Raw genomic sequence first — 22,181 nt, forward strand, 5'->3', positions numbered from 1 at the left:
ATGGCGACTGCTGCGCAGCCGAGCGGGAGCAAGCTCCCTCGCCACAGTAGATCTCCATCGCCTTCACTTCTTGCCCAACGCAAAGTTGGGCAACGCCCCCACCGGTTGATTGAACTGGTACGGAATGGACACCAGACCCAACCCGGTATTGCGCTGCACCACGAAGTGCAGGTGCGGGCCGCTGCTGTTGCCGGTGTTGCCCGACAGCGCCAGCGCACTGCCCACCACCACCCGCTGACCTTCCCGCACGCAGACTGAACCTTTCTTGAGGTGCAGGTACACGCCCATGGTCCCGTCATCGTGCAACACCCGCACGAAATTGCCCGATGGATCGTTGCCGCGCCCGGTCTGGCCATTCTCGGTTTTCACCACCACCCCGCCGCGCGCCGCGATGATCGGCGTGCCTTCGGGCATGGCGATATCCATCGCGTAACGGTTCTTCGGTCCGTAGTGGCTGTATTGGCCATTGGCGCCCTGGGTCAGCCGAAACGGACCGCCACGCCAGGGCAACGGATATCGATAGGCCATGGCAGCCCCTGAGGGGTCGCCCAGGAAATATGCGAACCTTGGGTTATACACGATCGGCCTTCCGGCCTTCGTCGGCGTGAGCAGGGCCAGACGAAGGTTACTGCGCGCCGGCATCACCCGCCGGATCGGTCGGCTCGGCGCTCCGCTGACGTTCTGCAGTCTGTCGAAACTCAGCTCGATCTCGACCGGCGCATACAGGTCGTTGCGCACGAACACGCTGTCCATGCCATTCAGCCGCTTGATGTCGAGGTACACCTGCCGCTCAAGGTGTTCGACCATTCGGTCGCGAAAAACGAACACCTTCGCGCCTTTGGTGGGGCGGTCGCTGTAAGAGACCACGCCACTGGCATCAGTGGACTTGTAGATCGTCATGGCCACAGCCGAGGTGGAGGCCATGAAAAGACCACAGAAAAACAGCAGGCGCGCGAGCATGGGCAAAATTCTGTTGAGTAGGCCTGGGAAGGAGCCTAGCAGCAGAAATGGACCTGCGTAGTCGACAGATGTTTCAAATGATCATTCCCACGCTCTGCCTGGGAATGCAGCACGGGACGCTCTGCGTCCCATCCGAAGCGGACGCGGAGGCATTCCCACGCAGAGCGTGGGAACGATCAGCGGTACACGTTACGCACCCGGTACGAAGTGCTTCTGCGCGGTGCCACGGGCGATCAGGCGCGAGATGTAATCGAGCTTCTGTGCATCCTGGTCGACAAAGCGGAACGTCAGTTGCAGCCACTCACTGTCCGGCTTCGGCTCGTGGGCGACGATGGCGTGCAGGTAGCCGTTAAGACGGGCAGTTTCGGCATTGTCGCCCTGCTCCAGGTCGAGTACGGCGTTGTCGAGGACTTGCGGCAAGGTGTCGGTGCGTTTCACCACCAGCAGCGCTTCCTTGATGCTCAAGGCCTTGATCACGCATTGCTGTGTGCCGCTCGACAGGCGCAGTTGGCCTTGGCCACGACCGCCAGCGGAGGCAGCGGCAGGCGCCTTGACCGGTGGATTGTTGAGCAGGCCGCGAGACGGCGCCGCAGCCGGGGCTGGCGCGGCGGCAGGTTTGGCAAACGGGTTGACCGCTGCAGCCGAGGGTGCGACTACCGCCGCTTTGCCACCGGTCAATGCGCTCAGGGAATCGTTGCCGAACGCCGAGTTCATTTTGGTCGGCGCGCTGTTCATCAAGGTATCGAGCTTGCCGACCTTGTTCAGCGCCTGCTTGACCTTGGTCAACAGCTGCTCGTTGGTGAATGGCTTGCTGACGTAGCCGGAAACCCCGGCCTGGATCGCCTGGACCACGTTCTCTTTATCGCCACGGCTGGTCACCATCACGAACGGCATGGTCTTGAGGTTGTCCTGCTCGCGGCACCAGGTCAGCAACTCCAGACCGGACATTTCCGGCATTTCCCAGTCACACAGGACCAGGTCGAACGCTTCCTTGGCCAGCATGGCCTGGGCCTTTTTACCGTTGACTGCATCTTCGGTCCGGATCCCGGGGAAGTAGTTGCGCAGGCACTTTTTTACCAGGTCACGAATGAACGACGCATCGTCCACGACCAACACACTGATCTTGCTCATCCAACACCCCTTTAAAAATCCCGGCAAGCATAACGCTGGCTGATGGCACTTTGCCAAAACTCTTCAGTCACGCCGGGACTTTTCGTTCGCGGGTGCTGCTTTTCAATTCGGCTTTTCAAAAAGCCACACAAACAAAAACGCCCGGCCAAGGGGCCGGGCGCTTTTTCTTGGGCAACCTTACTTATCGTCAGCTTTGTCCGGAACATTAGCGGTTTCGGCACTTGTGCCTTCCACTTCTTCCTTCATGCGCTTGAGGCCCAGGTGACGCACGTCGGTGCCGCGCACCAGGTAAATCACCAGTTCCGAGATATTGCGCGCGTGGTCGCCGATTCGTTCAAGGGAACGCAGCACCCAGATAATGCTCAAGACACGCGAGATAGAGCGCGGATCTTCCATCATGTAGGTGGCGAGTTCGCGCAGCGCGGTCTTGTATTCGCGGTCGATGATCTTGTCGTACTGCGCCACCGACAGCGCCAGGTCGGCGTCGAAACGGGCAAATGCGTCCAGGGCATCGCGAACCATGTTGCGCACCTGGTCGCCGATGTGGCGAACCTCGACATAACCGCGCGGCGCTTCGCCTTCTTCGCACAACTGAATGGCGCGACGGGCGATCTTGGTGGCTTCGTCGCCGATACGCTCGAGGTCGATCACCGATTTGGAGATGCTGATGATCAGACGCAAGTCCGACGCCGCCGGCTGACGACGGGCCAGAATGCGCAGGCATTCTTCGTCGATGTTGCGTTCCATCTGGTTGATCTGGTCGTCGACCTCACGCACTTGCTGGGCCAGGCCGGAGTCGGCCTCGATCAGCGCGGTGACCGCGTCGTTGACCTGCTTCTCGACCAGCCCGCCCATGGCCAGGAGGTGGCTGCGCACTTCCTCGAGCTCAGCGTTGAACTGCTGGGAGATGTGATGGGTAAGGCCTTCTTTACTAATCATGTTGGCGTCCTTGGAGCGTCCGGTAAGGTGCGGTGGGCCGCAGCGTCAGTTCAGTGAGCAACAACAGCTTCCTAGCCGTAACGACCGGTGATGTAGTCTTCGGTCTGCTTCTTCGCCGGATTGGTGAACAGGGTGTCGGTGTCGCCGAACTCCACCAGTTTGCCCATATACATGAACGCCGTGTAGTCGGAAACCCGCGCGGCCTGTTGCATGTTGTGGGTCACGATAACAATGGTGAACTTGGATTTCAGTTCGTAGATCAGCTCTTCGACTTTCAGCGTGGAGATCGGGTCGAGTGCCGAGCACGGTTCGTCGAGCAGCAGCACTTCCGGCTCCACGGCGATGGTGCGGGCAATCACCAGACGTTGCTGCTGACCACCGGACAGACCGAGTGCCGACTCGTGCAGACGATCCTTGACTTCATCCCACAGCGCCGCGCCTTTCAACGCCCACTCGACGGCTTCGTCGAGGATGCGCTTTTTGTTGATGCCCTGGATGCGCAAGCCGTAAACCACGTTTTCATAGATGGTTTTCGGGAACGGGTTGGGCTTCTGGAACACCATGCCGACCCGGCGACGCAGCTCGGCCACGTCCTCGCCCTTGCGGTAGATGTTGTTGCCGTAGAGGTTGATCGCGCCTTCGACGCGGCAGCCATCCACCAGGTCGTTCATGCGGTTGAAAGTGCGCAACAGCGTGGACTTGCCACAGCCGGACGGGCCGATGAAGGCGGTCACGCGCTGTTTCGGGATGTTCATGCTGACGTCATACAGCGCTTGTTTGTCGCCGTAGAACAGGCTCAACCCCGGCACTTCGATGGCCACGGTTTCCTGCTCAAGACTCAGGCTCTGTTTGTCGCGGCCCAGGGCCGACATGTTGATGCCGTGAGTGTGTGCTTCGTGCTGCATGGGAGGCTCCCTGTGCTAACAAATTCGGTTCAGTGAGCCGCTGGCCTCACAAGATGGGCCAGCGGTGTCGCCGCTCTGCAAGAGCGACGGTGATCAGCTATCCAGCGCCTTGTACTTCTCGCGCAGGTGGTTACGGATATAAACGGCCGACAGGTTCAATGTCGCGATCACCAGCACCAGCAGCAGCGCCGTGGCATACACCAGCGGCCGCGCGGCCTCTACGTTCGGGCTCTGGAAGCCGACGTCATAAATGTGGAAGCCCAGGTGCATGATCTTCTGGTCCAGGTGCAGGTACGGGTAGTTGCCATCCAGCGGCAGCGACGGTGCCAGTTTCACTACACCCACCAGCATCAGCGGCGCCACTTCACCGGCGGCGCGGGCCACGGCGAGGATCATGCCGGTCATCATTGCCGGGCTGGCCATCGGCAGCACGATCTTCCACAAGGTCTCGGCCTTGGTCGCGCCGAGGGCCAGCGAGCCTTCACGCACAGTACGAGGGATCCGCGCCAGGCCTTCTTCGGTGGCCACGATCACCACCGGCACAGCCAGCAGGGCCAAGGTCAACGAAGCCCACAGCAGACCCGGCGTACCGAAGGTCGGCGCCGGCAAGGCTTCGGGGAAGAACAACCGGTCGATCGAGCCGCCCAGCACATAAACGAAGAAGCCCAGGCCGAACACGCCGTAAACGATCGCCGGAACACCCGCCAGGTTGTTCACTGCAATACGGATTACCCGGGTCAAGGTGTTCTGCTTGGCATACTCACGCAGGTAGACCGCCGCCAGCACGCCGAACGGAGTGACGATCATCGCCATGATCAGAGTCATCATCACGGTGCCGAAAATCGCCGGGAAGATCCCGCCTTCGGTGTTGGCTTCGCGCGGGTCATCACTGAGGAATTCCCAGACCTTGCTGAAGTAGAAGCCCACCTTAGTGAAGGTGCTCATGGCGTTCGGCTGATAGGCGTGAACCACTTTGCCGATGCCGATCTCGACCTCTTTACCGTTCGCGTCACGAGCCGTCAGGCTGTCACGGTTGAACTGCTTGTGCAGGTCGTTCAGACGCGCTTCGATTTCCTGATAACGGGCATTCAGCTCGGCGCGCTCAGACTCCAGGTCCGCCTGTGCGGTAGCGTCGAGACGGCCGGCCAATTCCAGCTTGCGACCGTGCAGACGAACACGTTCGAGACCGGCGTTGATCGCGCCGATGTCGGTTTTTTCCAGGCTCTTGAGCTGCCCAGCCAACTGGTTGACGCGATCGACACGGGCCTGCAACTCAGGCCATGCGGCTTCGCCTTCAGCGACGACCTTGCCGTCCTCTTTAACGTTGACCAGATAGCCGTAGAAGTTGCCCCACTCGCGACGCTCGATGGTCATCAGCTCTGGCGGGGTTTTCTGGTTGGTCAGCCACTCGCCGACAATCCAGGTGAAGTCCGTGCCGTTCAGATCGCGGTTGCCGACCTTGATCAGCTCGCGGGTCATGAACTCCGGGCCCTGATCGGGCACCGGCAGGCCAGCGGTTTTCAGGCGCTCGCGCGGCACTTCTTCCTTCTGCACCACTTCGCCGATGACCAGGTGGTTGGCCTGGCCCGGCACGTCGTAATTGGCGTGGATCAGGTCCGCCGGCCAGAAGTGCCCCAGACCGCGCACGGCAATCACCGCCAGCAGGCCAATGGTCATGATGACCGCAATGGACACCGCGCCGCCGCTGATCCAGACGCCGGGGGCGCCGCTCTTGAACCATCCATTCAGGGAGTTCTGTTTCACAGACTTCTACCTTTGTTAAAGCGACGAGTATTTCTTGCGCAGACGCTGACGAATCAGTTCCGCGAGGGTGTTCATGATGAAGGTGAACAACAGCAGCACCAGCGCCGAGAGGAACAGCACGCGGTAGTGGCTGCCGCCGACTTCCGATTCGGGCATTTCCACCGCGACGTTGGCTGCCAGTGTGCGCAGGCCTTCGAACAGGTTCATTTCCATGACCGGGGTGTTACCGGTGGCCATCAGCACGATCATGGTTTCACCGACCGCACGGCCCATGCCGATCATCAGCGCCGAGAAGATGCCCGGGCTGGCGGTGAGGATCACCACGCGGGTCATGGTCTGCCATGGCGTGGCACCGAGGGCCAGGGAGCCGAGGGTCAGGCCGCGAGGCACACTGAACACGGCGTCTTCGGCGATCGAGTAGATGTTCGGGATGACTGCAAAGCCCATGGCCAGGCCGACCACCAGAGCGTTGCGCTGGTCGTAGGTGATGCCCAGGTCGTGGGAGATCCACATACGCATGTCACCGCCGAAGAACCAGGCTTCCATGTACGGGCTCATGTACAGCGACAGCCAGCCCACGAACAGAATTACCGGGATCAGAATCGCGCTTTCCCAACCGTCCGGCACTTTCAGGCGGATGGACTCAGGCAGGCGACTGAAGATGAAGCCCGCCACCAGAATGCCGATCGGCACGAGCATCAACAGGCTGAAGATGCCCGGCAAGTGCCCTTCCACATAGGGCGCAAGGAACAGGCCGGCGAAGAAACCGAGGATCACCGTCGGCATCGCTTCCATCAGCTCGATCACCGGCTTGACCTTGCGACGCATGCCCGGGGCCATGAAGTACGCGGTGTAGATCGCCGCGGCGACGGCCAGGGGCGCGGCCAGCAGCATGGCGTAGAACGCGGCTTTCAGGGTACCGAAGGTCAGCGGCGAGAGGCTCAGTTTGGGTTCGAAGTCGGTGTTGGCGGCGGTCGATTGCCAGACGTATTTAGGCTCATCGTAGTTCTCGTACCAGACTTTGCTCCACAACGCGCTCCAGGAAACTTCCGGGTGCGGGTTGTCGAGCAGCAACGGTTGCAGCTTGCCGCCCTGCTCCACGATCACGCGGTTGGCCCGTGGCGACAGGCCGAACAGGCCTTGGCCGTCGACCACCTGATCCACCAGCAAAGTGCGGTGCGCGGTGCTGTGGAACACGCCGAGCTTGCCGGACGCATCAAGGGCAACGAAGCCTTTTCGACGTTCTTCGGCGGTGATTTCAACAATCGGCGCAGCGCCCATCTGAAAGGTGCGGATTTGCTTCAGGCGCAGTTCGCCATCGTGATCGCGAGCCATGAACCACTGGGCGAGACCGCCCTTGGAGTCGCCGAGGATCAGTGAGATACCGCCCACCAGCTGGGTGCTGGCGGTAATCTCGGCATCGCCGTCTTCGAGCAATTTGTAGCGACCGTTGAGACTCTTGTCACGCAGGCTGAACACATCGGCTTGAGCACGACCGTTGACCACGTATAGCCACTGCTGACGCGGGTCGACGAAGATGTTCTTCACTGGCTCGGTCATTTGCGGCAGGTCGATACGTTTCTGCTCGTTGGTGACTTCGCCGGTCATCATGTTTTCTTCGCTGGTCAGCGACATGACATGCAGTTGCGCACCGGTGGAGCCAGCCAGCAGCAGGGTCGAATCGGTGGCATTGAGGCTGACGTGCTCCAGAGCGCCGCCCGCCTCGTTCAGCGCGATTGGCGTTTCGCCGTACGGGTATTCGATGGCCGGCGAGATGGTTTTCTTGCCGTCCGGGTAGCTGACTTTATAGGTGTGGCGGAACACTAGCACCTGACCGTTGGACAACCCCACTGCGACCAATGGATGGCCAGGTTGATCTTCACCGATGGAGGTCACGCTGGTACCGGCCGGGATCGGCAGGTCGACGCGGCGCAGTTCGGCGCCGCTATCGATATCAAAGAATAGCGCCTGGCCCTTGTCGGAAACCCGCATGGCCACCTGGTTCTGTTCTTCAAGGGAGATCATCAGCGGCTTGCCGGCGTCTTGCATCCAGGCGGGCGTGATGGCGTCTTTGGCGGTCAGGTCTGCCCCCTGGAACAGCGGCGCGACAACATAACCGAGGAAGAAGAAGATCAGAGTGATCGCGCCCAGGACGGCGAGGCCGCCGACAAGCACATACCAACGGGTCAGGCGATCTTTCAGCGCACGAATACGGCGCTTGCGGTGCAGCTCAGGCGTATTGAAGTCAATTCGCTTGGGGGGATTTGTAGTCATGGTGGAATTGGCCAGATCATTCATGCGCACACCCTAGCGATCCTGTATGACAGAAAGATGACAATGCAGTGACGCAACAAATCCGCCGCCAGTGGAAACTGGCAGTGGATCGGAAATTTGGGGGGCCGGGTTGCCAGCGTGGCAACCCTGAGCCTTTGCAGGAGCGAGCGATGCGGCGATTCCTTCGCGGGCAAGCTTCGCTCCTGCAGGTCCGGGTTTACCCCGGACCTAGGGTTTTACTTTTTTGCGACTTCAGCGCCGCCTTCCGCGAGACCCAGGTCAGCCAGTGCTTTTGCAGCAACCTTGGCTGGCAGTGGGATGTAGCCGTCTTTCACTACAACTTCCTGGCCTTGTTTAGACAGGACCAGTTTCACGAACTCGGCTTCCAGCGGGGCCAGAGGCTTGTTCGGGGCCTTGTTGACGTAGACGTAGAGGAAACGCGACAGCGGGTATTTACCGTTCAGGGCGTTTTCTTCGCTGTCTTCGATGAAGTCAGTGCTGCCTTTCTTGGCCAGGGCCACAGTTTTCACGCTGGCGGTCTTGTAGCCGATGCCCGAGTAACCGATGCCGTTCAGCGAAGAGCTGATCGACTGCACGACCGAAGCCGAGCCTGGTTGTTCGTTGACGTTTGGCTTGTAGTCGCCTTTGCACAGGGCTTCTTCTTTGAAGTAGCCATAAGTGCCGGATACCGAGTTACGGCCGAACAGTTGTACTGGCTTGTTGGCCAGGTCGCCGGTCACACCCAGGTCACCCCAGGTTTTCACATCAGCTTTGGCGCCGCACAGACGAGTCGAGGAGAAGATCGCGTCGACTTGCTCCATGGTCAGGTGCTGGATCGGGTTGTCTTTGTGTACGAAGACGGCCAAGGCGTCCACGGCCACCGGGATAGCGGTTGGCTTGTAGCCGTACTTCTGCTCGAAGGCCGCCAGTTCGGTGTCCTTCATCTTGCGGCTCATCGGGCCCAGGTTGGAGGTGCCTTCAGTCAGCGCAGGTGGTGCGGTGGCGGAGCCAGCGGCCTGAATCTGGATGTTTACGTTCGGGTATTCTTTTTTGTAGTTCTCAGCCCACAGGGTCATGAGGTTGGCCAGGGTATCGGAGCCGACGCTGGACAGGTTGCCCGACACACCAGTGGTTTTGGTGTAGCTCGGGATAGCAGGGTCAACAGCGGCAACCGCGTTGGCAGTCGCAACGCCAGCAGCGACAAAAGTCATTGCCGCCATCAAACGCTTCAGTTTCATGCCTTACTCCTAGCAGATAGGGTGTGTTAAGTCGGGGCCAAGTATCAGCAGGCCGTGTGAACACTCTATGGCTGAAATATGACAATTGGATGAAAGGCCAGTATTTGGTTTAGATCGTTCCCACGCTCTGCGTGGGAATGCATCTCGGGACGCTCTGCGTCCCATTCAAAAGCGGACGCAGAGCGTCCATGGCGGCATTCCCATGCAGAGCGTGGGAACGATCGGTTACAAGGTTAGCGCCCTTTCCTCCAGAGATACGCCCCCACCAGAATCCCAACGCCGCAAATGATCGCCACGTAATAGGCCGGCCCCATCGGGCTTTCCTTGAGCAGCAGGGTGACGACCATCGGGGTCAGGCCGCCGAAGATGGCGTAGGCCAGGTTGTAGGAGAACGACAGGCCGCTGAAGCGCACCACCGCCGGGAAGGCCTTGACCATCACATACGGCACTGCACCGATAGTGCCGACCAGCAAACCGGTCAGGGCATACATCGGGAACAGCCAGTCGGGATGATTGAACAGGCTGTGATAGAAGGTCCACGAGGTCAGCAGCAGCAACGCGCTACCGAACACGAACACCCGCCCGGCGCCAAAACGGTCAGCCAGTGCGCCGGAGGCCACACAGCCCAGGCTCAGGAACACGATGGCCAGGCTGTTGGCCTGCAACGCGGTAGTCGGCGGGAAGTGGTAAACGGTCTGCAATACAGTCGGCGTCATGAGGATGACCACGATGATCCCGGCGGACAGCAACCAGGTCAGCAGCATGGAAATCAGAATCGCACCGCGATGGTCACGCAGCACAGCGCGCAGCGGCACTTCTTCGGCAAGGGCTTTACGCAATTGCAGTTCGGCAAACACCGGGGTTTCGTGCAGCCAGCGGCGCAGGTAGACCGAGAACAGGCCAAACACGCCGCCCAGCAGGAACGGGATCCGCCAGGCGTAATCCGCCACTTCCACCGGCGTATAGAGGCTGTTGATTGCCGTGGCGACCAACGAGCCCAAAAGAATGCCGGCAGTCAGACCGCTGGTCAGCGTGCCGCAGGCATAACCGATATGCCGTTGCGGTACGTGTTCGGAAACGAATACCCAGGCTCCCGGCACTTCGCCGCCAATCGCCGCGCCCTGGATCACTCGCATCAGCAGCAACAGAATCGGCGCCCACATGCCTATCTGCGCATAAGTTGGCAGCAAGCCCATGATCAGGGTGGGCACCGCCATCATGAAAATGCTCAGGGTGAACATCTTCTTGCGTCCCAGCAGATCACCGAAGTGCGCCATGACGATGCCGCCCAGCGGCCGGGCCAGGTAACCGGCGGCGAAAATGCCGAACGTCTGCATCAGGCGCAGCCACTCAGGCATGTCTGCGGGGAAGAACAGTTTGCCGACCACTGTGGCGAAGAACACAAAGATGATGAAGTCGTAAAACTCCAGCGCACCGCCCAGGGCAGACAGCGACAAGGTCTTGTAGTCGTTACGGGTCAGCGGACGTGCAGGTTGGGCTGGTTGCGCGATGCTCGAGGGCGCTGTGGTCATGGCAAGGGCTTCTCTTATAGTCGGATCTGCAACCTCAACAACGCTGGCGGAGGCTTGGGCAGGTTCGGCACGATAGCAAATTGTTCGAAAAAGCACATAGAAGTGCGTATTTGACGGTCGAAATGAGAACCGGACGGTCGTCTCGGAGTCTATCGACCGATATACTCACACCATTGCAACGGTTTGTAAGGGGTTGCTGTGCGAAACCGTCGTTGGCACCCGTCAGCCGATTTCGCAGAGTTTCCCTTTAGGCGCCTTACGAAAAACGTGACGAACGTAGTATGTTCGGGGCTGAATCGTTTTTCCTTGAGACGGCTATTCACCTGAAGTACCAATGAGAGTCACGGGTCAGAGGCACCCCCGGCATGATAGAGCTCGAACAAGAAGATCCAATCCCGCAAGGCGACCTGGCCCTGCAAATTACCGCGCTTCCGCGTGAAACCAACGGCTTTGGCGATATTTTCGGCGGCTGGCTGGTGGCGCAGATGGATTTGGCCGGCACCGCAATGGCCAGCAAGGTTGCCGGTGGTCGCGTGGCCACCGTTGCGATCGATCGCATGGCGTTTCTGGTGCCGGTGGCGGTGGGCGCTCAGCTCTCCTTCTATACCCAGGCCCTGGAAATCGGTCGCAGCTCGATTCAGATGATGGTTGAAGTCTGGAGCGACGATCCACTGTCCAGCGAGTGGCGTAAAGTGACCGAAGCCGTGTTTGTGTTCGTCGCCATCGACGGCAGCGGCCGCACTCGTTCGGTTCCGCCCAGAGCTCGTTAAACAAGGCGCTCGTTAAACGCGGTGACCGTTTTGCGGTCCATAGCAGTCATTGTTCCTGATTGAGAGTCGCCCCATGAGCACGCCCACCGTCGAAGCCGTGAAACTGGATGAACTGAACTGCTGGCGCATCCGCCACGGTCAGGCCGAATTGCTGGTGGCCCAGCAAGGCGCGCACATCCTCAGTTATCAACTGGCCGGCCAACCGCCGCTGATCTGGCTCAACGACGAGGCGGTGTTCAAGACCGGCAAAGCTATTCGTGCCGGTGTGCCGGTGTGCTGGCCGTGGTTCGGCAATCTGTCGCGCAACCCGCAGAGTGTCCAGGCCATGCGCATCAGCCAGGAGCCGCCGACCGCTCACGGGCTGGTGCGAGCGATGGACTGGGAACTGGGTAGCATCGAAACCGAGGGCGAAAGCCTGAAGGTGGAATTCGTCCTGCCCTACCCTGAAGGCGGACTGCCAGGCTGGCCGCATCAGGTGGACTTGAAACTGAGCATTCGTCTGGATGAACAGTTGCATATCAGCCTGACGAGCGACAACAAGGGCGCTGAACCCATCACGATCAGCCAGGCGCTGCACAGCTATTTCGCGGTCAGCGATGTGCGCAACGTGCACGTTGAAGGGTTGGATGGCTTGAGTTACATCGAGACGCTGGACGACTGGAAAACCGTCACTCAGACCGGTGATCTGCGTTTTACCGGTGAGACCGACCGCATCTATCTGAATACCCCGCCGACATTGAGCATCGTTGACCCGCATTGGGAGCGACGCATTGAACTGACCAGCAGCGGTTCGCGCTCGGCGGTGATCTGGAACCCGTGGATCGACCGTGCGGCGGCGTTCAGCGATATGGCTGACGATGGCTGGCAGCGCATGCTGTGCATTGAAACGGCAAATGTGATGGATGATGTGGTGACGCTGGCGCCGGGGGCTAGCCATACCCTGGGCGTGAGCATCGCCAGCAAACCGCTTTAACACCACACATTAAATGTGGGAGCAGGCTTGCTCCCACATTTTAAAACCTATAAATCCGACTCCTTGACCACCCGCACCTGCGCCGCATCCAGCGCATACGCCGCATCCGCCAGGTCGTTACTGACCTTCTCGATCTTCAGCGTGCCGGTCACCCACAGCGGTGTGTAGATGTCATTCAGCTTCAGGCCTTTGGGATAACGCACCAGCACCAGTTGGTTAGGCGGCGGTGGTGGCACGTGGATACAAGCGCCCGGGTACGGCACGAGGAAGAACAATGTGCTGCGGCCCTTCGCATCGGATTCCAGCGGTACCGGATAACCGCCGATGCGGATGTGCTTGTCGTTCATCGACGGCACGGTCTTGGTCGAATACATCACCGCCGGCAAGCCCTTGCTCTGCTTCATGCCACCTTTTTGGGTAAAGGTGCCATTGGCTTCCGGTGAGTTGTGATCGATTTCGGGCATGGCCTCGAGGGCCTTCTGGTCCGACTTGGGCATCAGCTCGAGCCAGTCGGTTTCCGGCAGTTCGCCGGCATGGGCCAAACCACTGCCCAGGAAGAGAAGAGTCAACAGAAGACGGCGCATGAAGGTGCTCGGCAAAGGAAAGGACGGTATAACGCCAAGCATTCTAGCCCTCTCCGGTGTTGGCGCAGAGAGGGCTTTGTCGCTTGAATCAGTTCTTTTTGATCAGGCCGTAGATCACCAGCAATACCACCGCGCCCACCAGCGCACCGATGAACCCTGCGCCCTGACCGGCCTGGTAAATGCCCAGGGCCTGGCCGCCGTAAGTGGCCGCCAGCGAACCGCCGATACCGAGCAGGATGGTCATGATCCAGCCCATGCTGTCATCGCCCGGTTTCAGAAACCGAGCCAGCAGGCCGACGATCAAGCCGATAAAGATGGTTCCGATAATTCCCATGGCATTTCCCTCTGATTGAATTGGCTAAAGCCTAGCCAGACTTTGGCATCCTGCCATCAGAGAACGGCGGCCTCGGAAGGTTCCGCCGCCGCCACATGAAACTATTCGGCAATCAGCGCTTCGACCTTGAGGATCTGCGCGGCAAGGGTCGCACGGTCAGCACAACGCAGGTTGGCGTGACCAACCTTGCGGCCGACCTTGAAGGCCTTGCCGTAGTGATGCAGATGGCAATCGGCGATGGCCAGGACTTTCTCGGTGTCCGGTACTTTGCCGATGAAGTTGAGCATCGCGCTCTCGCCGACCTTGGCCGTCGAACCCAGCGGCAGACCGGCAACGGCCCGCAGGTGGTTTTCGAACTGACTGCACTCGGCACCTTCGGTGGTCCAGTGCCCGGAGTTGTGCACACGCGGGGCGATCTCGTTGGCCTTGAGGCCACCGTCGACTTCGAAGAACTCGAACGCCATCACGCCGACGTAGTCCAGCTGCTTGAGTACCCGGCTGGAGTAGTCTTCAGCCAACGCTTGCAACGGGTGGTCGGTGCTGGCCACGGACAACTTGAGGATGCCGCTGTCGTGGGTGTTGTGCACCAGCGGGTAGAACTTGGTTTCGCCATCGCGAGCGCGCACGGCGATCAGCGAGACTTCGCCAGTGAACGGCACGAAGCCTTCCAGCAAGCAGGCGACGCTGCCCAGTTCGGCGAAGGTGCCGACCACATCTTCAGGCTTGCGCAGGACTTTCTGACCCTTGCCGTCGTAACCCAGGGTGCGGGTTTTCAGCACGGCCGGCAGGCCGATGGAAGCCACGGCGGCGTCCAGGTCAGCCTGGGACTGGATGTCGGCGAACGCGGGAGTTGGAATTCCCAGGTCCTTGAACATGCTCTTCTCGAACCAGCGATCGCGGGCAATGCGCAGCGCTTCGGCGCTCGGGTACACCGGAACGAATTGCGACAGGAAGGCCACGGTTTCGGCCGGGACGCTTTCGAACTCGAAGGTCACCAGATCGACTTCATCGGCCAACTGACGCAGGTGATCCTGATCGCCGTAATCGGCCCGCAGATGTTCACCCAGCGCAGCGGCACAGGCGTCCGGCGCAGGGTCGAGGAAAGCGAAGTTCATGCCCAGCGGAGTGCCCGCCAATGCCAACATGCGACCCAACTGGCCGCCACCGATTACACCGATCTTCATCGTCAACAACCTCAGGCGATGCGTGGGTCTGGATTGTCCAGGACGCTGTCTGTCTGCTCAGCGCGGAATTTTTTCAGCACGGTATGAAACTGCGGATGCTTGGCGCCCAGGATGCTCGCCGAGAGCAGGGCTGCGTTGATCGCACCGGCCTTGCCGATGGCCAGGGTGGCGACCGGAATGCCCGCTGGCATCTGCACGATAGAAAGCAGCGAATCGACGCCCGAGAGCATCGACGACTGCACCGGCACGCCCAGCACCGGCAGGTGGGTCTTGGCCGCACACATGCCTGGCAGGTGGGCCGCGCCACCGGCACCGGCGATGATCACCTCGATGCCACGGGCCTCAGCCTCTTCGGCATACTGGAACAGCAGGTCCGGGGTGCGGTGGGCAGAGACCACTTTCACCTCGTAAGGGATGCCGAGCTTTTCCAGCATATCGGCGGTGTGGCTAAGGGTGGACCAATCGGACTTGGAGCCCATGATCACGCCAACCAGTGCGCTCATCGTCGTGCCTCTTCTCTCTGGGCGCCCGCGGGCGCGTCAAAAAACAACAAGCCACGCAAAATGCGTGGCTTGATTGTACGAATTATGGCCAGTCAAACCGGCCGAAGGCCGCGCAGTATACCTCAATGAAGCAGATAAACAGCCCCCCATACGACCATCTGTCATACGGCGCAAAGTACCGGTTTTATTGACTTCAGGGTCAGCCAGACGCCTACAAAAAATCATTAACCCGCAGGGCTTGGCGCTGTGCCGCCTTCCAGCTTGCGCCAGAGCAACCGCACATTCGCCTTGCGCACCAGCGCGCAGCGATACAGCCGAATCTCCAGCGGCACATGCCATTGCGGGCCACCGCAGATGACCAACTCGCCGCGAGCCAATTCGGCGCGCGCGCTCAAGCGCGGCACCCAGGCGATGCCCAGGCCTTCCAGCGCCATGCTTTTCAGGCTGTCGGCCATGGCGGTCTCGTAAATAGTGGTGAACCTCAGGGCACGCTGGCGCAACAGCATGTTCACCGAGCGCCCGAGAAATGCCCCGGCGCTGTAGGCCAGCAAAGGCACGCTGGTCTCGCCTTCCAGGTCGAACAACGGTTTGCCGTGAGCGTCCGCGGCGCACACCGGGAGCATTTCAGTGTCCCCCAGATGCAGTGACGGGAAAATTTCCGGGTCCATTTGCATCGCGGAGTCCGGATCATAGAACGCCAGCATCAGATCACACCCGCCTTCACGCAGCGCATGCACCGCATCGCCGACGTTGGTGGCCACCAGCCGCGTGGCAATGTTCAGCCCTTCGTTGCGCAATTGTGCGATCCAGCGCGGAAAGAAACCCAGTGCCAGGGAGTGGGCGGCGGCGACCTGGATCACCTCGCCCTGCCCGCCTTCCAGGTGATGAAGATGACGTAACACTTCACCCAGCTGTTCGACCACGGTTCGCGCGGTCACGAGAAACAACTGCCCCGCTGCCGTCAGTTCGACCGGGGTGCGAGAGCGATTGACCAGGGTCAGCCCCAGCGCGGCTTCTAGGCTGCGGATCCGCCGACTGAAGGCTGGCTGAGTTACGAAGCGTCTTTCGGCCGCCTGGGAGAAGCTGCGGGTGGCAGCCAGAGCACTAAAGTCCTCCAGCCATTTGCTTTCCAGATTCATCACGCCCTCCCGGACATGCACCAATTTAGGTCACACGTTCGCCACGTACGCGGCGTCACACCGACATTATGCCGAATGTGCATAGCCCAGTGTTTAACAGCATTGGCCCAAAATTCTTCACAAGCCTAGCATTTGCGCTATTCCGGCACAGACCGGGTCCATATCGAGATGATTTCTATCATGTCCTCCGCTGCATCTTTCCGCACAGAAAAAGACCTGCTTGGCGTACTCGAAGTACCTGCTCAAGCGTATTACGGCATCCAGACCCTGCGAGCGGTGAACAACTTCCGTCTCTCCGGCGTTCCGATTTCGCATTACCCAAAACTGGTTGTTGGTCTGGCGATGGTCAAACAGGCCGCCGCTGACGCCAACCGCGAGCTGGGTCACCTGAGCGAAGCCAAGCACGCTGCCATCAGCGAAGCCTGTGCCCGATTGATCCGCGGTGATTTCCACGAAGAATTCGTGGTGGACATGATTCAAGGCGGCGCTGGCACTTCAACCAACATGAATGCCAACGAAGTCATCGCCAACATCGCGCTGGAGGCCATGGGTCACAGCAAGGGCGAATACCAGTACCTGCACCCGAACAACGACGTGAACATGGCGCAGTCGACCAACGACGCCTACCCGACGGCCATCCGCCTGGGTCTGCTGTTGGGTCACGACGCGCTGCTGGCCAGCCTCGACAGTCTGATCCAGTCGTTCGCCGCCAAAGGTGAAGAATTCAGCCACGTTCTGAAGATGGGTCGTACCCAGCTGCAAGACGCCGTGCCGATGACCCTGGGCCAGGAATTCCGCGCCTTCGCCACCACCCTGAGCGAAGACCTGGCGCGCCTGAAAACCCTGGCGCCTGAACTGCTGACCGAAGTGAACCTGGGCGGCACCGCGATCGGTACCGGCATCAACGCCGACCCGCGTTACCAGGCCCTGGCCGTTCAGCGTCTGGCCCTGATCAGCGGTCAACCGCTGGTGCCAGCCGCCGACCTGATCGAAGCCACCTCCGACATGGGCGCCTTCGTGCTGTTCTCCGGCATGCTCAAGCGCACCGCGGTCAAGCTGTCGAAGATCTGCAACGACCTGCGTCTGCTGTCCAGCGGTCCACGCACCGGCATCAACGAAATCAACCTGCCGGCGCGTCAGCCAGGCAGCTCGATCATGCCAGGCAAGGTCAACCCGGTTATCCCTGAAGCCGTGAACCAGGTGGCGTTCCAGATCATCGGCAACGACCTGGCCCTGACCATCGCGGCCGAAGGCGGCCAGTTGCAGCTGAACGTGATGGAGCCGCTGATCGCCTTCAAGATCTTCGACTCGATCCGCCTGCTGCAACGTGCCATGGACATGCTGCGCGAGCACTGCATCGTCGGCATCACCGCCAACGAAGAGCGCTGCCGTGAACTGGTCGAACACTCGATTGGCCTGGTCACCGCGCTGAACCCGTACATCGGCTATGAAAACGCCACCCGCATTGCCCGTGTCGCCCTCGAAAGCGGCCGCGGCGTGCTGGAACTGGTGCGCGAGGAACGCTTGCTCGACGAAGAAATGCTCGCCGACATCCTGCGCCCGGAAAACATGATTGCTCCGCGTCTGGTGCCTTTGAAGGCTTAACCAAACGCAGGCTCTTTTGAAGAGCACGCTCACCAGGTCGAGGGACTAGACACCTCTCACCTTTTGAGGGCTTGGGGATTTACTCCCTCAAGCCCTTTTTTTTCCAACACTTTGCGGATTTTACGAACATGTTGAATGTTTTCAGTGCCGCCAAGATCGCAGCCTTCGACAGCTTCTACAGGGTTTGATAGAGACCCGTAGAGGCTGCCGAAGGCTGCGATTTTTTGATTTTGCAGCACTTTCGTTTCGTCGATTGCACCACAACTGTGCAGACGGATGGCACTCTCCTATGTATAGTGCCGGCCCTCTTCGCGTGAGCGGTCGTCGATAACGAGACCCAAGCCCATGCGAAAGCCGAACTAATAACAACCCGCGAAATGGAACAGGGACGAACCTTCGACCCACCTGTTGTGCCACGCACAACCTGGTGTAACGCGATGTGTCGACCACCCAGTATTCGCACACACAAAAAATAGCGAGGAATAATCCATGCTCGAAGTCATCAACGACTTCCTCTCAGGGAAAGTACTGATCGCGCTCATTGTCGGGCTCGGTAGCTACTTCACGATCCGCTCGCGTTTCGTCCAGTTCCGCCATTTCGGCCACATGTTCAGTGTCTTCAAAGAGTCCCTTCACGGCCAGGCAGGCCAGCTGAGCTCGTTCCAGGCCCTGATGCTGAGCCTCGCCGGCCGCGTCGGCGCCGGTAACATCGCCGGTGTCGGCATCGCCGTGACCCTCGGCGGCCCGGGCGCCGTGTTCTGGATGTGGGTCACCGCACTGGTGGGCATGTCCAGCAGCTTCTTCGAATGCACCCTGGCCCAGGTCTACAAGCGCGCCGAAGGCGACGGCCTGTACCGTGGGGGCCCGGCCTACTACATCCAGCACGGCCTGAAGCTGAAAGGCATGGCGGTGGTGTTCTCCATCCTGCTGCTGGTCACCTACGGCTTCGCCTTCATCGGCCTGCAGTCCTACACCGTGACCCACTCGCTGCAGAACGCCTTTGCCTTCGACCCACGCCACACCGGTATCGTCCTGGCGGTGCTGCTGGCCATCACCTTCATCGGCGGCATCAAACGCATCGCCGCGGTGTCCGACCTGCTGGTACCGATCAAGACCCTGGCCTATATCGGCGTGACCCTGTACGTGATCGGCACCCAGATCGAACACGTGCCAGCCATGCTGGAAACCATCTTCAAGAGCGCCTTCGGCCTCGACCCAGCCTTCGGCGGCCTGCTCGGCAGCGCCATCGTGATGGGCGTGAAGCGTGGCGTGTTCGCCAACGAAGCAGGCCTGGGCAGTGCGCCGAACGTCGCCGCCGTGGCCGCCGTGAAGCACCCGGGCGCCCAGGGCGTGGTCCAGGCCTTCAGCGTGTTCCTCGACACCTTCGTGATCTGCACCTGCACCGCGCTGCTGATCCTGCTGTCGGGCTTCTACACCCCGGGCTTCGAAGGTGACGGCATCGTCCTGACCCAGAACTCGCTGGCCGCCGTGGTCGGTGACTGGGGCCGCGTGTTCGTCAGCGTCGCGCTGTCGCTGTTCGTCTTCACCTGCATCCTCTACAACTACTACCTGGGCGAGAACAGCCTGCAGTTCCTCAGCCGCAACCGCGCCGTGCTGATGGTTTTCCGCGGCCTGGTTCTGGCGCTGGTGGTATGGGGTTCGATGCAGGACCTTTCGACCGTGTTCGCCTTCGCCGACATCACCATGACCTGCCTGGCCTTCGTCAACTTGATGGCCCTGGCCATGTTGTTCAAGGTCGGCCTGCGCGTGATGCGCGACTACGACGAGCAGCGCCGCGCCGGCGTCAAGCAGCCAGTGTTCGACTCCAGCAAATTCACCGATCTGGACCTGGACCTGAAGGCCTGGCCGACCAGCCCAAGCCAATCGGCTCCACGCGAGCAAGGCGCAGCCCAGGGCACGCCTGCCACGCAACGCTGATCGCCCTGGCGGGTGGCTCCCCGCCACCCGCCGCGACAGACCGCAACGAGTGGCGTCCTGCCACTCGACGTGACACACCTTGCGCACGCAGGCATGCTGCGGCGCAAGGTGCATTCGTCCAGGAGACCCATCAATGAATTCCGCCTCTTACCCTGCCGCGCAGCACGTCATGGTGCTCTACACCGGTGGCACCATCGGCATGCAAGCCAGTGCCCATGGCCTGGCCCCGGCGTCCGGTTTCGAAGCGCGGATGCGCGACTACCTGCACAGCCAGCCTGAGTTGGTGGTGCCGCAGTGGCGCTTTCGCGAGATGTCGCCACTGATCGACAGCGCCAACATGACCCCTGCGTACTGGCAGCAACTGCGTGAAGCGGTGGTCGACGCCGTTGATGTCCAGGGCTGCGACAGCGTGCTGATCCTGCATGGCACCGACACCCTGGCCTACAGTGCCGCGGCCATGAGCTTCCAGTTGCTCGGCCTGAACGCCCGTGTATGTTTCACCGGCTCGATGCTGCCGGCCGGCGTGACCGACAGTGATGCCTGGGAAAACATCAGTGGTGCACTGGTTGCCCTTGGCCAAGGCCTGGCACCGGGTGTTCATCTGTACTTCCACGGTGAACTGCTCGACCCGACCCGCTGCGCCAAGGTTCGCAGTTTCGGTCGTCATCCGTTCAAGCGACTGGAGCGTCAGGGCGGCGGCGTGAAAGCTTCCTCGATACCTGCCCAACTGAACTACAACCAGCCAAGGCAACTGGCGAAGGTCGCGGTGCTGCCGTTGTTCCCCGGCATCGGCGCCGAACAACTGGATGGCCTGCTCAACAGCGGTATTCAGGGTCTGGTGCTGGAATGTTATGGCAGCGGTACCGGACCAAGCGATAACCCCGGGTTTATCGCCAGCCTGGAACGGGCACGAGACAATGGCGTGGTAGTGGTTGCGGTCACCCAATGTCATGAGGGTGGCGTGAAGCTCGACGTGTATGAGGCGGGCAGCCGCTTGCGCGATGCCGGTCTGTTGTCCGGTGGCGGCATGACTCGCGAGGCGGCGCTCGGCAAGTTGCATGGGCTGCTCGGTGCAGGGCTTGAAACCGCTGAAGTTCGGCGGCTGGTCGAACTCGACCTGTGTGGCGAACTGAGCTGACACAACACATAACCTGGTGGGAGCGGTCCGTGGCGAGGGGGCTTGTCGGAACGCCGCATCGCCCCGTTGGGCTGCGAAGCTGCCCCAAAATCTCTGATATACCAAAGATCTTGTGAGTGCTACGCACTCAAACGGGGGCAAGCCCCCTCGCCACAGCCCGCTCCCACAAGATCGTTGTTGGGCACATAACTTGCTCCCGTTCCAGCATCTCGACGCTGGAAGACTCCATGCTCCACTCCCACCTCACCACCCTCAACGCCGTCTCCCTGGTGCTCAACACCTTCAAGGCCGAAGGCCTGTCCAGCGAGGCGTTATTGGTCGGCAGCGGCATCAGCGCGGCGGATCTGAGCCGGGCGGACACGCGCATCACCACCAATCAAGAGATGCTGGTGTGCGCCAATGCCGTCGCGCTGCGCCACGATATCGGCCTGGAGTTGGGCCGGCGAATGCACGTTTCGTCCTATGGCATGCTCGGGTACGCCTTACTCACCAGCGCCACTTTAGGTGACGCCTTGCAGTTGGCGCTGCACTACCCGGCGCTATTGGGAACACTGTTCGAGTTGAGCCTGGAGGAGGACGGCGAGCGCATCTGGCTCACCGCGGGCGACTATCGGGAAAACCCCGCGCTGGCACCGTTCAATGTCGAGTTTTGCCTGGTCTCGATGAAAGTCACCTGCGAAGACCTGCTCGGCCACCCTCTACCTCTGCTTGGCGCTCGCTTCGATTACCCGGCACCGGACTATCAGACGCGCTACAGCGAGCGTTTCGACTGCCCGTTGCAGTTTGATGCAGCATCCAACGGATTTGCCTTCGACAAGCGCTGGCTCGAACACCCCCTGCCACTGGCCGACGCCATTACCCACCAGGCCATGGCCGAACGCTGCCGCAAGCAAAACACCGAGTTCACCGGGCGTCAGGCCTGGCTCGGGCGCATCCGCCAATTGCTCGCCGCGCAACTGAGCGCGGCACCGGGTCTGGACGGGCTGGCCGAACAGCTGAACTGCTCGTCGCGCACCCTGCGCCGACATCTGAAGGACCTGGGATGCAGCTATCAGGAACTGCTCGATGAACTGCGATTTGAGCAAGCCAAACGCATGCTCTGCGAGGATCAACTGCCGATCTATCAAATCGCCGAAGCACTGGGGTTCAGCGAGACCGCGAGCTTCCGGCATGCGTTTGTGCGCTGGAGTGGCGTGGCACCGAGCCAGTTCCGGCCTTGAGATAAAACCAGGCACATCCGACCGGGCTGAACTACATTACGCAGCCCAAT

Annotated in this window: 20 protein-coding genes; 6 read left to right on the forward strand and 14 right to left on the reverse strand. The window is 60.6% G+C overall.

What is annotated here, in order from left to right; translation table 11 throughout:
• Positions 1-63 precede the first annotated feature (63 nt).
• The 8 genes from PSH69_RS29485 to PSH69_RS29520 all read right to left on the reverse strand — a co-directional run bounded on the left by PSH69_RS29485 (position 64) and on the right by PSH69_RS29520 (position 10,743).
• Positions 64-960, reverse strand: coding sequence for a peptidoglycan DD-metalloendopeptidase family protein (locus PSH69_RS29485; protein WP_305410566.1), 897 nt, complete (start codon positions 958-960; stop codon positions 64-66).
• A 189-nt stretch (positions 961-1,149) separates the two neighbouring features.
• Positions 1,150-2,091: a response regulator gene (locus PSH69_RS29490; RefSeq protein WP_305410567.1), complete on the reverse strand. Its 942-nt coding sequence runs from the start codon at positions 2,089-2,091 to the stop codon at positions 1,150-1,152.
• 177 nt (positions 2,092-2,268) lie between these two features.
• Complete coding sequence (gene phoU / locus PSH69_RS29495) at positions 2,269-3,030, reverse strand: phosphate signaling complex protein PhoU (protein WP_007934507.1); 762 nt, start codon at positions 3,028-3,030, stop codon at positions 2,269-2,271.
• A gap of 71 nt (positions 3,031-3,101) precedes the next feature.
• Positions 3,102-3,935: a phosphate ABC transporter ATP-binding protein PstB gene (pstB, locus tag PSH69_RS29500; RefSeq protein WP_008150054.1), complete on the reverse strand. Its 834-nt coding sequence runs from the start codon at positions 3,933-3,935 to the stop codon at positions 3,102-3,104.
• A gap of 93 nt (positions 3,936-4,028) precedes the next feature.
• Positions 4,029-5,699, reverse strand: a complete 1,671-nt coding sequence (gene pstA / locus PSH69_RS29505) for a phosphate ABC transporter permease PstA (protein WP_018927392.1) — start codon at positions 5,697-5,699, stop codon at positions 4,029-4,031.
• Positions 5,700-5,714: 15 nt separating this feature from the next.
• Positions 5,715-7,748 (reverse strand): ABC transporter permease subunit, encoded by a 2,034-nt coding sequence (locus PSH69_RS29510; RefSeq protein WP_305412893.1) that lies wholly within the window; start codon positions 7,746-7,748, stop codon positions 5,715-5,717.
• 461 nt (positions 7,749-8,209) lie between these two features.
• Complete coding sequence (locus tag PSH69_RS29515; protein WP_018927390.1) at positions 8,210-9,211, reverse strand: phosphate ABC transporter substrate-binding protein PstS; 1,002 nt, start codon at positions 9,209-9,211, stop codon at positions 8,210-8,212.
• A 233-nt stretch (positions 9,212-9,444) separates the two neighbouring features.
• Complete coding sequence (locus PSH69_RS29520) at positions 9,445-10,743, reverse strand: MFS transporter (protein ID WP_305410568.1); 1,299 nt, start codon at positions 10,741-10,743, stop codon at positions 9,445-9,447.
• Positions 10,744-11,108: 365 nt separating this feature from the next.
• On the opposite strand from PSH69_RS29520, the gene PSH69_RS29525 reads away from it, so the two are divergent.
• Complete coding sequence (locus PSH69_RS29525) at positions 11,109-11,513, forward strand: acyl-CoA thioesterase (protein WP_007896491.1); 405 nt, start codon at positions 11,109-11,111, stop codon at positions 11,511-11,513.
• Between the two features lie 73 nt (positions 11,514-11,586).
• Positions 11,587-12,486, forward strand: a complete 900-nt coding sequence (locus PSH69_RS29530; RefSeq protein ID WP_028940112.1) for a D-hexose-6-phosphate mutarotase — start codon at positions 11,587-11,589, stop codon at positions 12,484-12,486.
• 47 nt (positions 12,487-12,533) lie between these two features.
• On the opposite strand, the gene PSH69_RS29535 is transcribed toward PSH69_RS29530, so the two are convergent.
• The 5 genes from PSH69_RS29535 to PSH69_RS29555 all read right to left on the reverse strand — a co-directional run bounded on the left by PSH69_RS29535 (position 12,534) and on the right by PSH69_RS29555 (position 16,230).
• Complete coding sequence (locus PSH69_RS29535) at positions 12,534-13,070, reverse strand: DUF3299 domain-containing protein (protein WP_026286519.1); 537 nt, start codon at positions 13,068-13,070, stop codon at positions 12,534-12,536.
• Positions 13,071-13,158: 88 nt separating this feature from the next.
• Positions 13,159-13,404, reverse strand: coding sequence for a GlsB/YeaQ/YmgE family stress response membrane protein (locus PSH69_RS29540; protein WP_008030708.1), 246 nt, complete (start codon positions 13,402-13,404; stop codon positions 13,159-13,161).
• A 101-nt stretch (positions 13,405-13,505) separates the two neighbouring features.
• A complete protein-coding gene (locus PSH69_RS29545; protein ID WP_007934491.1) occupies positions 13,506-14,588 on the reverse strand; it encodes a 5-(carboxyamino)imidazole ribonucleotide synthase in 1,083 nt (360 codons plus the stop codon).
• Positions 14,589-14,599: 11 nt separating this feature from the next.
• Entirely contained in the window at positions 14,600-15,091 is a 492-nt protein-coding gene (purE, locus tag PSH69_RS29550) for a 5-(carboxyamino)imidazole ribonucleotide mutase (RefSeq protein ID WP_003196369.1), read from the reverse strand.
• 224 nt (positions 15,092-15,315) lie between these two features.
• Positions 15,316-16,230: a LysR substrate-binding domain-containing protein gene (locus PSH69_RS29555; protein ID WP_305410569.1), complete on the reverse strand. Its 915-nt coding sequence runs from the start codon at positions 16,228-16,230 to the stop codon at positions 15,316-15,318.
• A 180-nt stretch (positions 16,231-16,410) separates the two neighbouring features.
• On the opposite strand from PSH69_RS29555, the gene aspA reads away from it, so the two are divergent.
• Positions 16,411-17,835, forward strand: coding sequence for an aspartate ammonia-lyase (aspA, locus tag PSH69_RS29560; RefSeq protein WP_105342433.1), 1,425 nt, complete (start codon positions 16,411-16,413; stop codon positions 17,833-17,835).
• Between the two features lie 56 nt (positions 17,836-17,891).
• Here aspA and PSH69_RS29565 read toward each other — a convergent pair whose 3' ends face one another.
• A complete protein-coding gene (locus tag PSH69_RS29565) occupies positions 17,892-18,074 on the reverse strand; it encodes a hypothetical protein (protein ID WP_138866537.1) in 183 nt (60 codons plus the stop codon).
• Positions 18,075-18,324: 250 nt separating this feature from the next.
• Here PSH69_RS29565 and PSH69_RS29570 point away from each other — a divergent pair, with 250 nt between their 5' ends.
• The 3 genes from PSH69_RS29570 (at position 18,325) to PSH69_RS29580 (ending at position 22,131) form a co-directional block, all read left to right on the forward strand.
• Positions 18,325-19,773, forward strand: coding sequence for a sodium:alanine symporter family protein (locus PSH69_RS29570; protein ID WP_111453075.1), 1,449 nt, complete (start codon positions 18,325-18,327; stop codon positions 19,771-19,773).
• A 133-nt stretch (positions 19,774-19,906) separates the two neighbouring features.
• A complete protein-coding gene (locus tag PSH69_RS29575; RefSeq protein ID WP_305410570.1) occupies positions 19,907-20,911 on the forward strand; it encodes an asparaginase in 1,005 nt (334 codons plus the stop codon).
• Positions 20,912-21,138: 227 nt separating this feature from the next.
• Positions 21,139-22,131: an AraC family transcriptional regulator gene (locus PSH69_RS29580; RefSeq protein ID WP_305410571.1), complete on the forward strand. Its 993-nt coding sequence runs from the start codon at positions 21,139-21,141 to the stop codon at positions 22,129-22,131.
• Positions 22,132-22,181 lie beyond the last annotated feature (50 nt).

The organism is Pseudomonas sp. FP1740, assembly GCF_030687165.1.
GTDB lineage: Bacteria > Pseudomonadota > Gammaproteobacteria > Pseudomonadales > Pseudomonadaceae > Aquipseudomonas.

Coding starts and splice junctions, on each gene's coding strand:
- pstB (WP_008150054.1), bottom strand. CDS start 3,935: ATGCAGCACGAAGCACACACTCACGGCATCAACATGTCGGCCCTGGGC.
- PSH69_RS29510 (WP_305412893.1), bottom strand. CDS start 7,748: ATGCAAGACGCCGGCAAGCCGCTGATGATCTCCCTTGAAGAACAGAAC.
- PSH69_RS29490 (WP_305410567.1), bottom strand. CDS start 2,091: ATGAGCAAGATCAGTGTGTTGGTCGTGGACGATGCGTCGTTCATTCGT.
- phoU (WP_007934507.1), bottom strand. CDS start 3,030: ATGATTAGTAAAGAAGGCCTTACCCATCACATCTCCCAGCAGTTCAAC.
- PSH69_RS29520 (WP_305410568.1), bottom strand. CDS start 10,743: ATGACCACAGCGCCCTCGAGCATCGCGCAACCAGCCCAACCTGCACGT.
- purE (WP_003196369.1), bottom strand. CDS start 15,091: ATGAGCGCACTGGTTGGCGTGATCATGGGCTCCAAGTCCGATTGGTCC.
- PSH69_RS29530 (WP_028940112.1), top strand. CDS start 11,587: ATGAGCACGCCCACCGTCGAAGCCGTGAAACTGGATGAACTGAACTGC.
- PSH69_RS29575 (WP_305410570.1), top strand. CDS start 19,907: ATGAATTCCGCCTCTTACCCTGCCGCGCAGCACGTCATGGTGCTCTAC.
- PSH69_RS29515 (WP_018927390.1), bottom strand. CDS start 9,211: ATGAAACTGAAGCGTTTGATGGCGGCAATGACTTTTGTCGCTGCTGGC.
- PSH69_RS29485 (WP_305410566.1), bottom strand. CDS start 960: ATGCTCGCGCGCCTGCTGTTTTTCTGTGGTCTTTTCATGGCCTCCACC.
- PSH69_RS29545 (WP_007934491.1), bottom strand. CDS start 14,588: ATGAAGATCGGTGTAATCGGTGGCGGCCAGTTGGGTCGCATGTTGGCA.
- PSH69_RS29555 (WP_305410569.1), bottom strand. CDS start 16,230: ATGAATCTGGAAAGCAAATGGCTGGAGGACTTTAGTGCTCTGGCTGCC.
- PSH69_RS29580 (WP_305410571.1), top strand. CDS start 21,139: ATGCTCCACTCCCACCTCACCACCCTCAACGCCGTCTCCCTGGTGCTC.
- PSH69_RS29570 (WP_111453075.1), top strand. CDS start 18,325: ATGCTCGAAGTCATCAACGACTTCCTCTCAGGGAAAGTACTGATCGCG.
- PSH69_RS29540 (WP_008030708.1), bottom strand. CDS start 13,404: ATGGGAATTATCGGAACCATCTTTATCGGCTTGATCGTCGGCCTGCTG.
- PSH69_RS29535 (WP_026286519.1), bottom strand. CDS start 13,070: ATGCGCCGTCTTCTGTTGACTCTTCTCTTCCTGGGCAGTGGTTTGGCC.
- PSH69_RS29525 (WP_007896491.1), top strand. CDS start 11,109: ATGATAGAGCTCGAACAAGAAGATCCAATCCCGCAAGGCGACCTGGCC.
- aspA (WP_105342433.1), top strand. CDS start 16,411: ATGTCCTCCGCTGCATCTTTCCGCACAGAAAAAGACCTGCTTGGCGTA.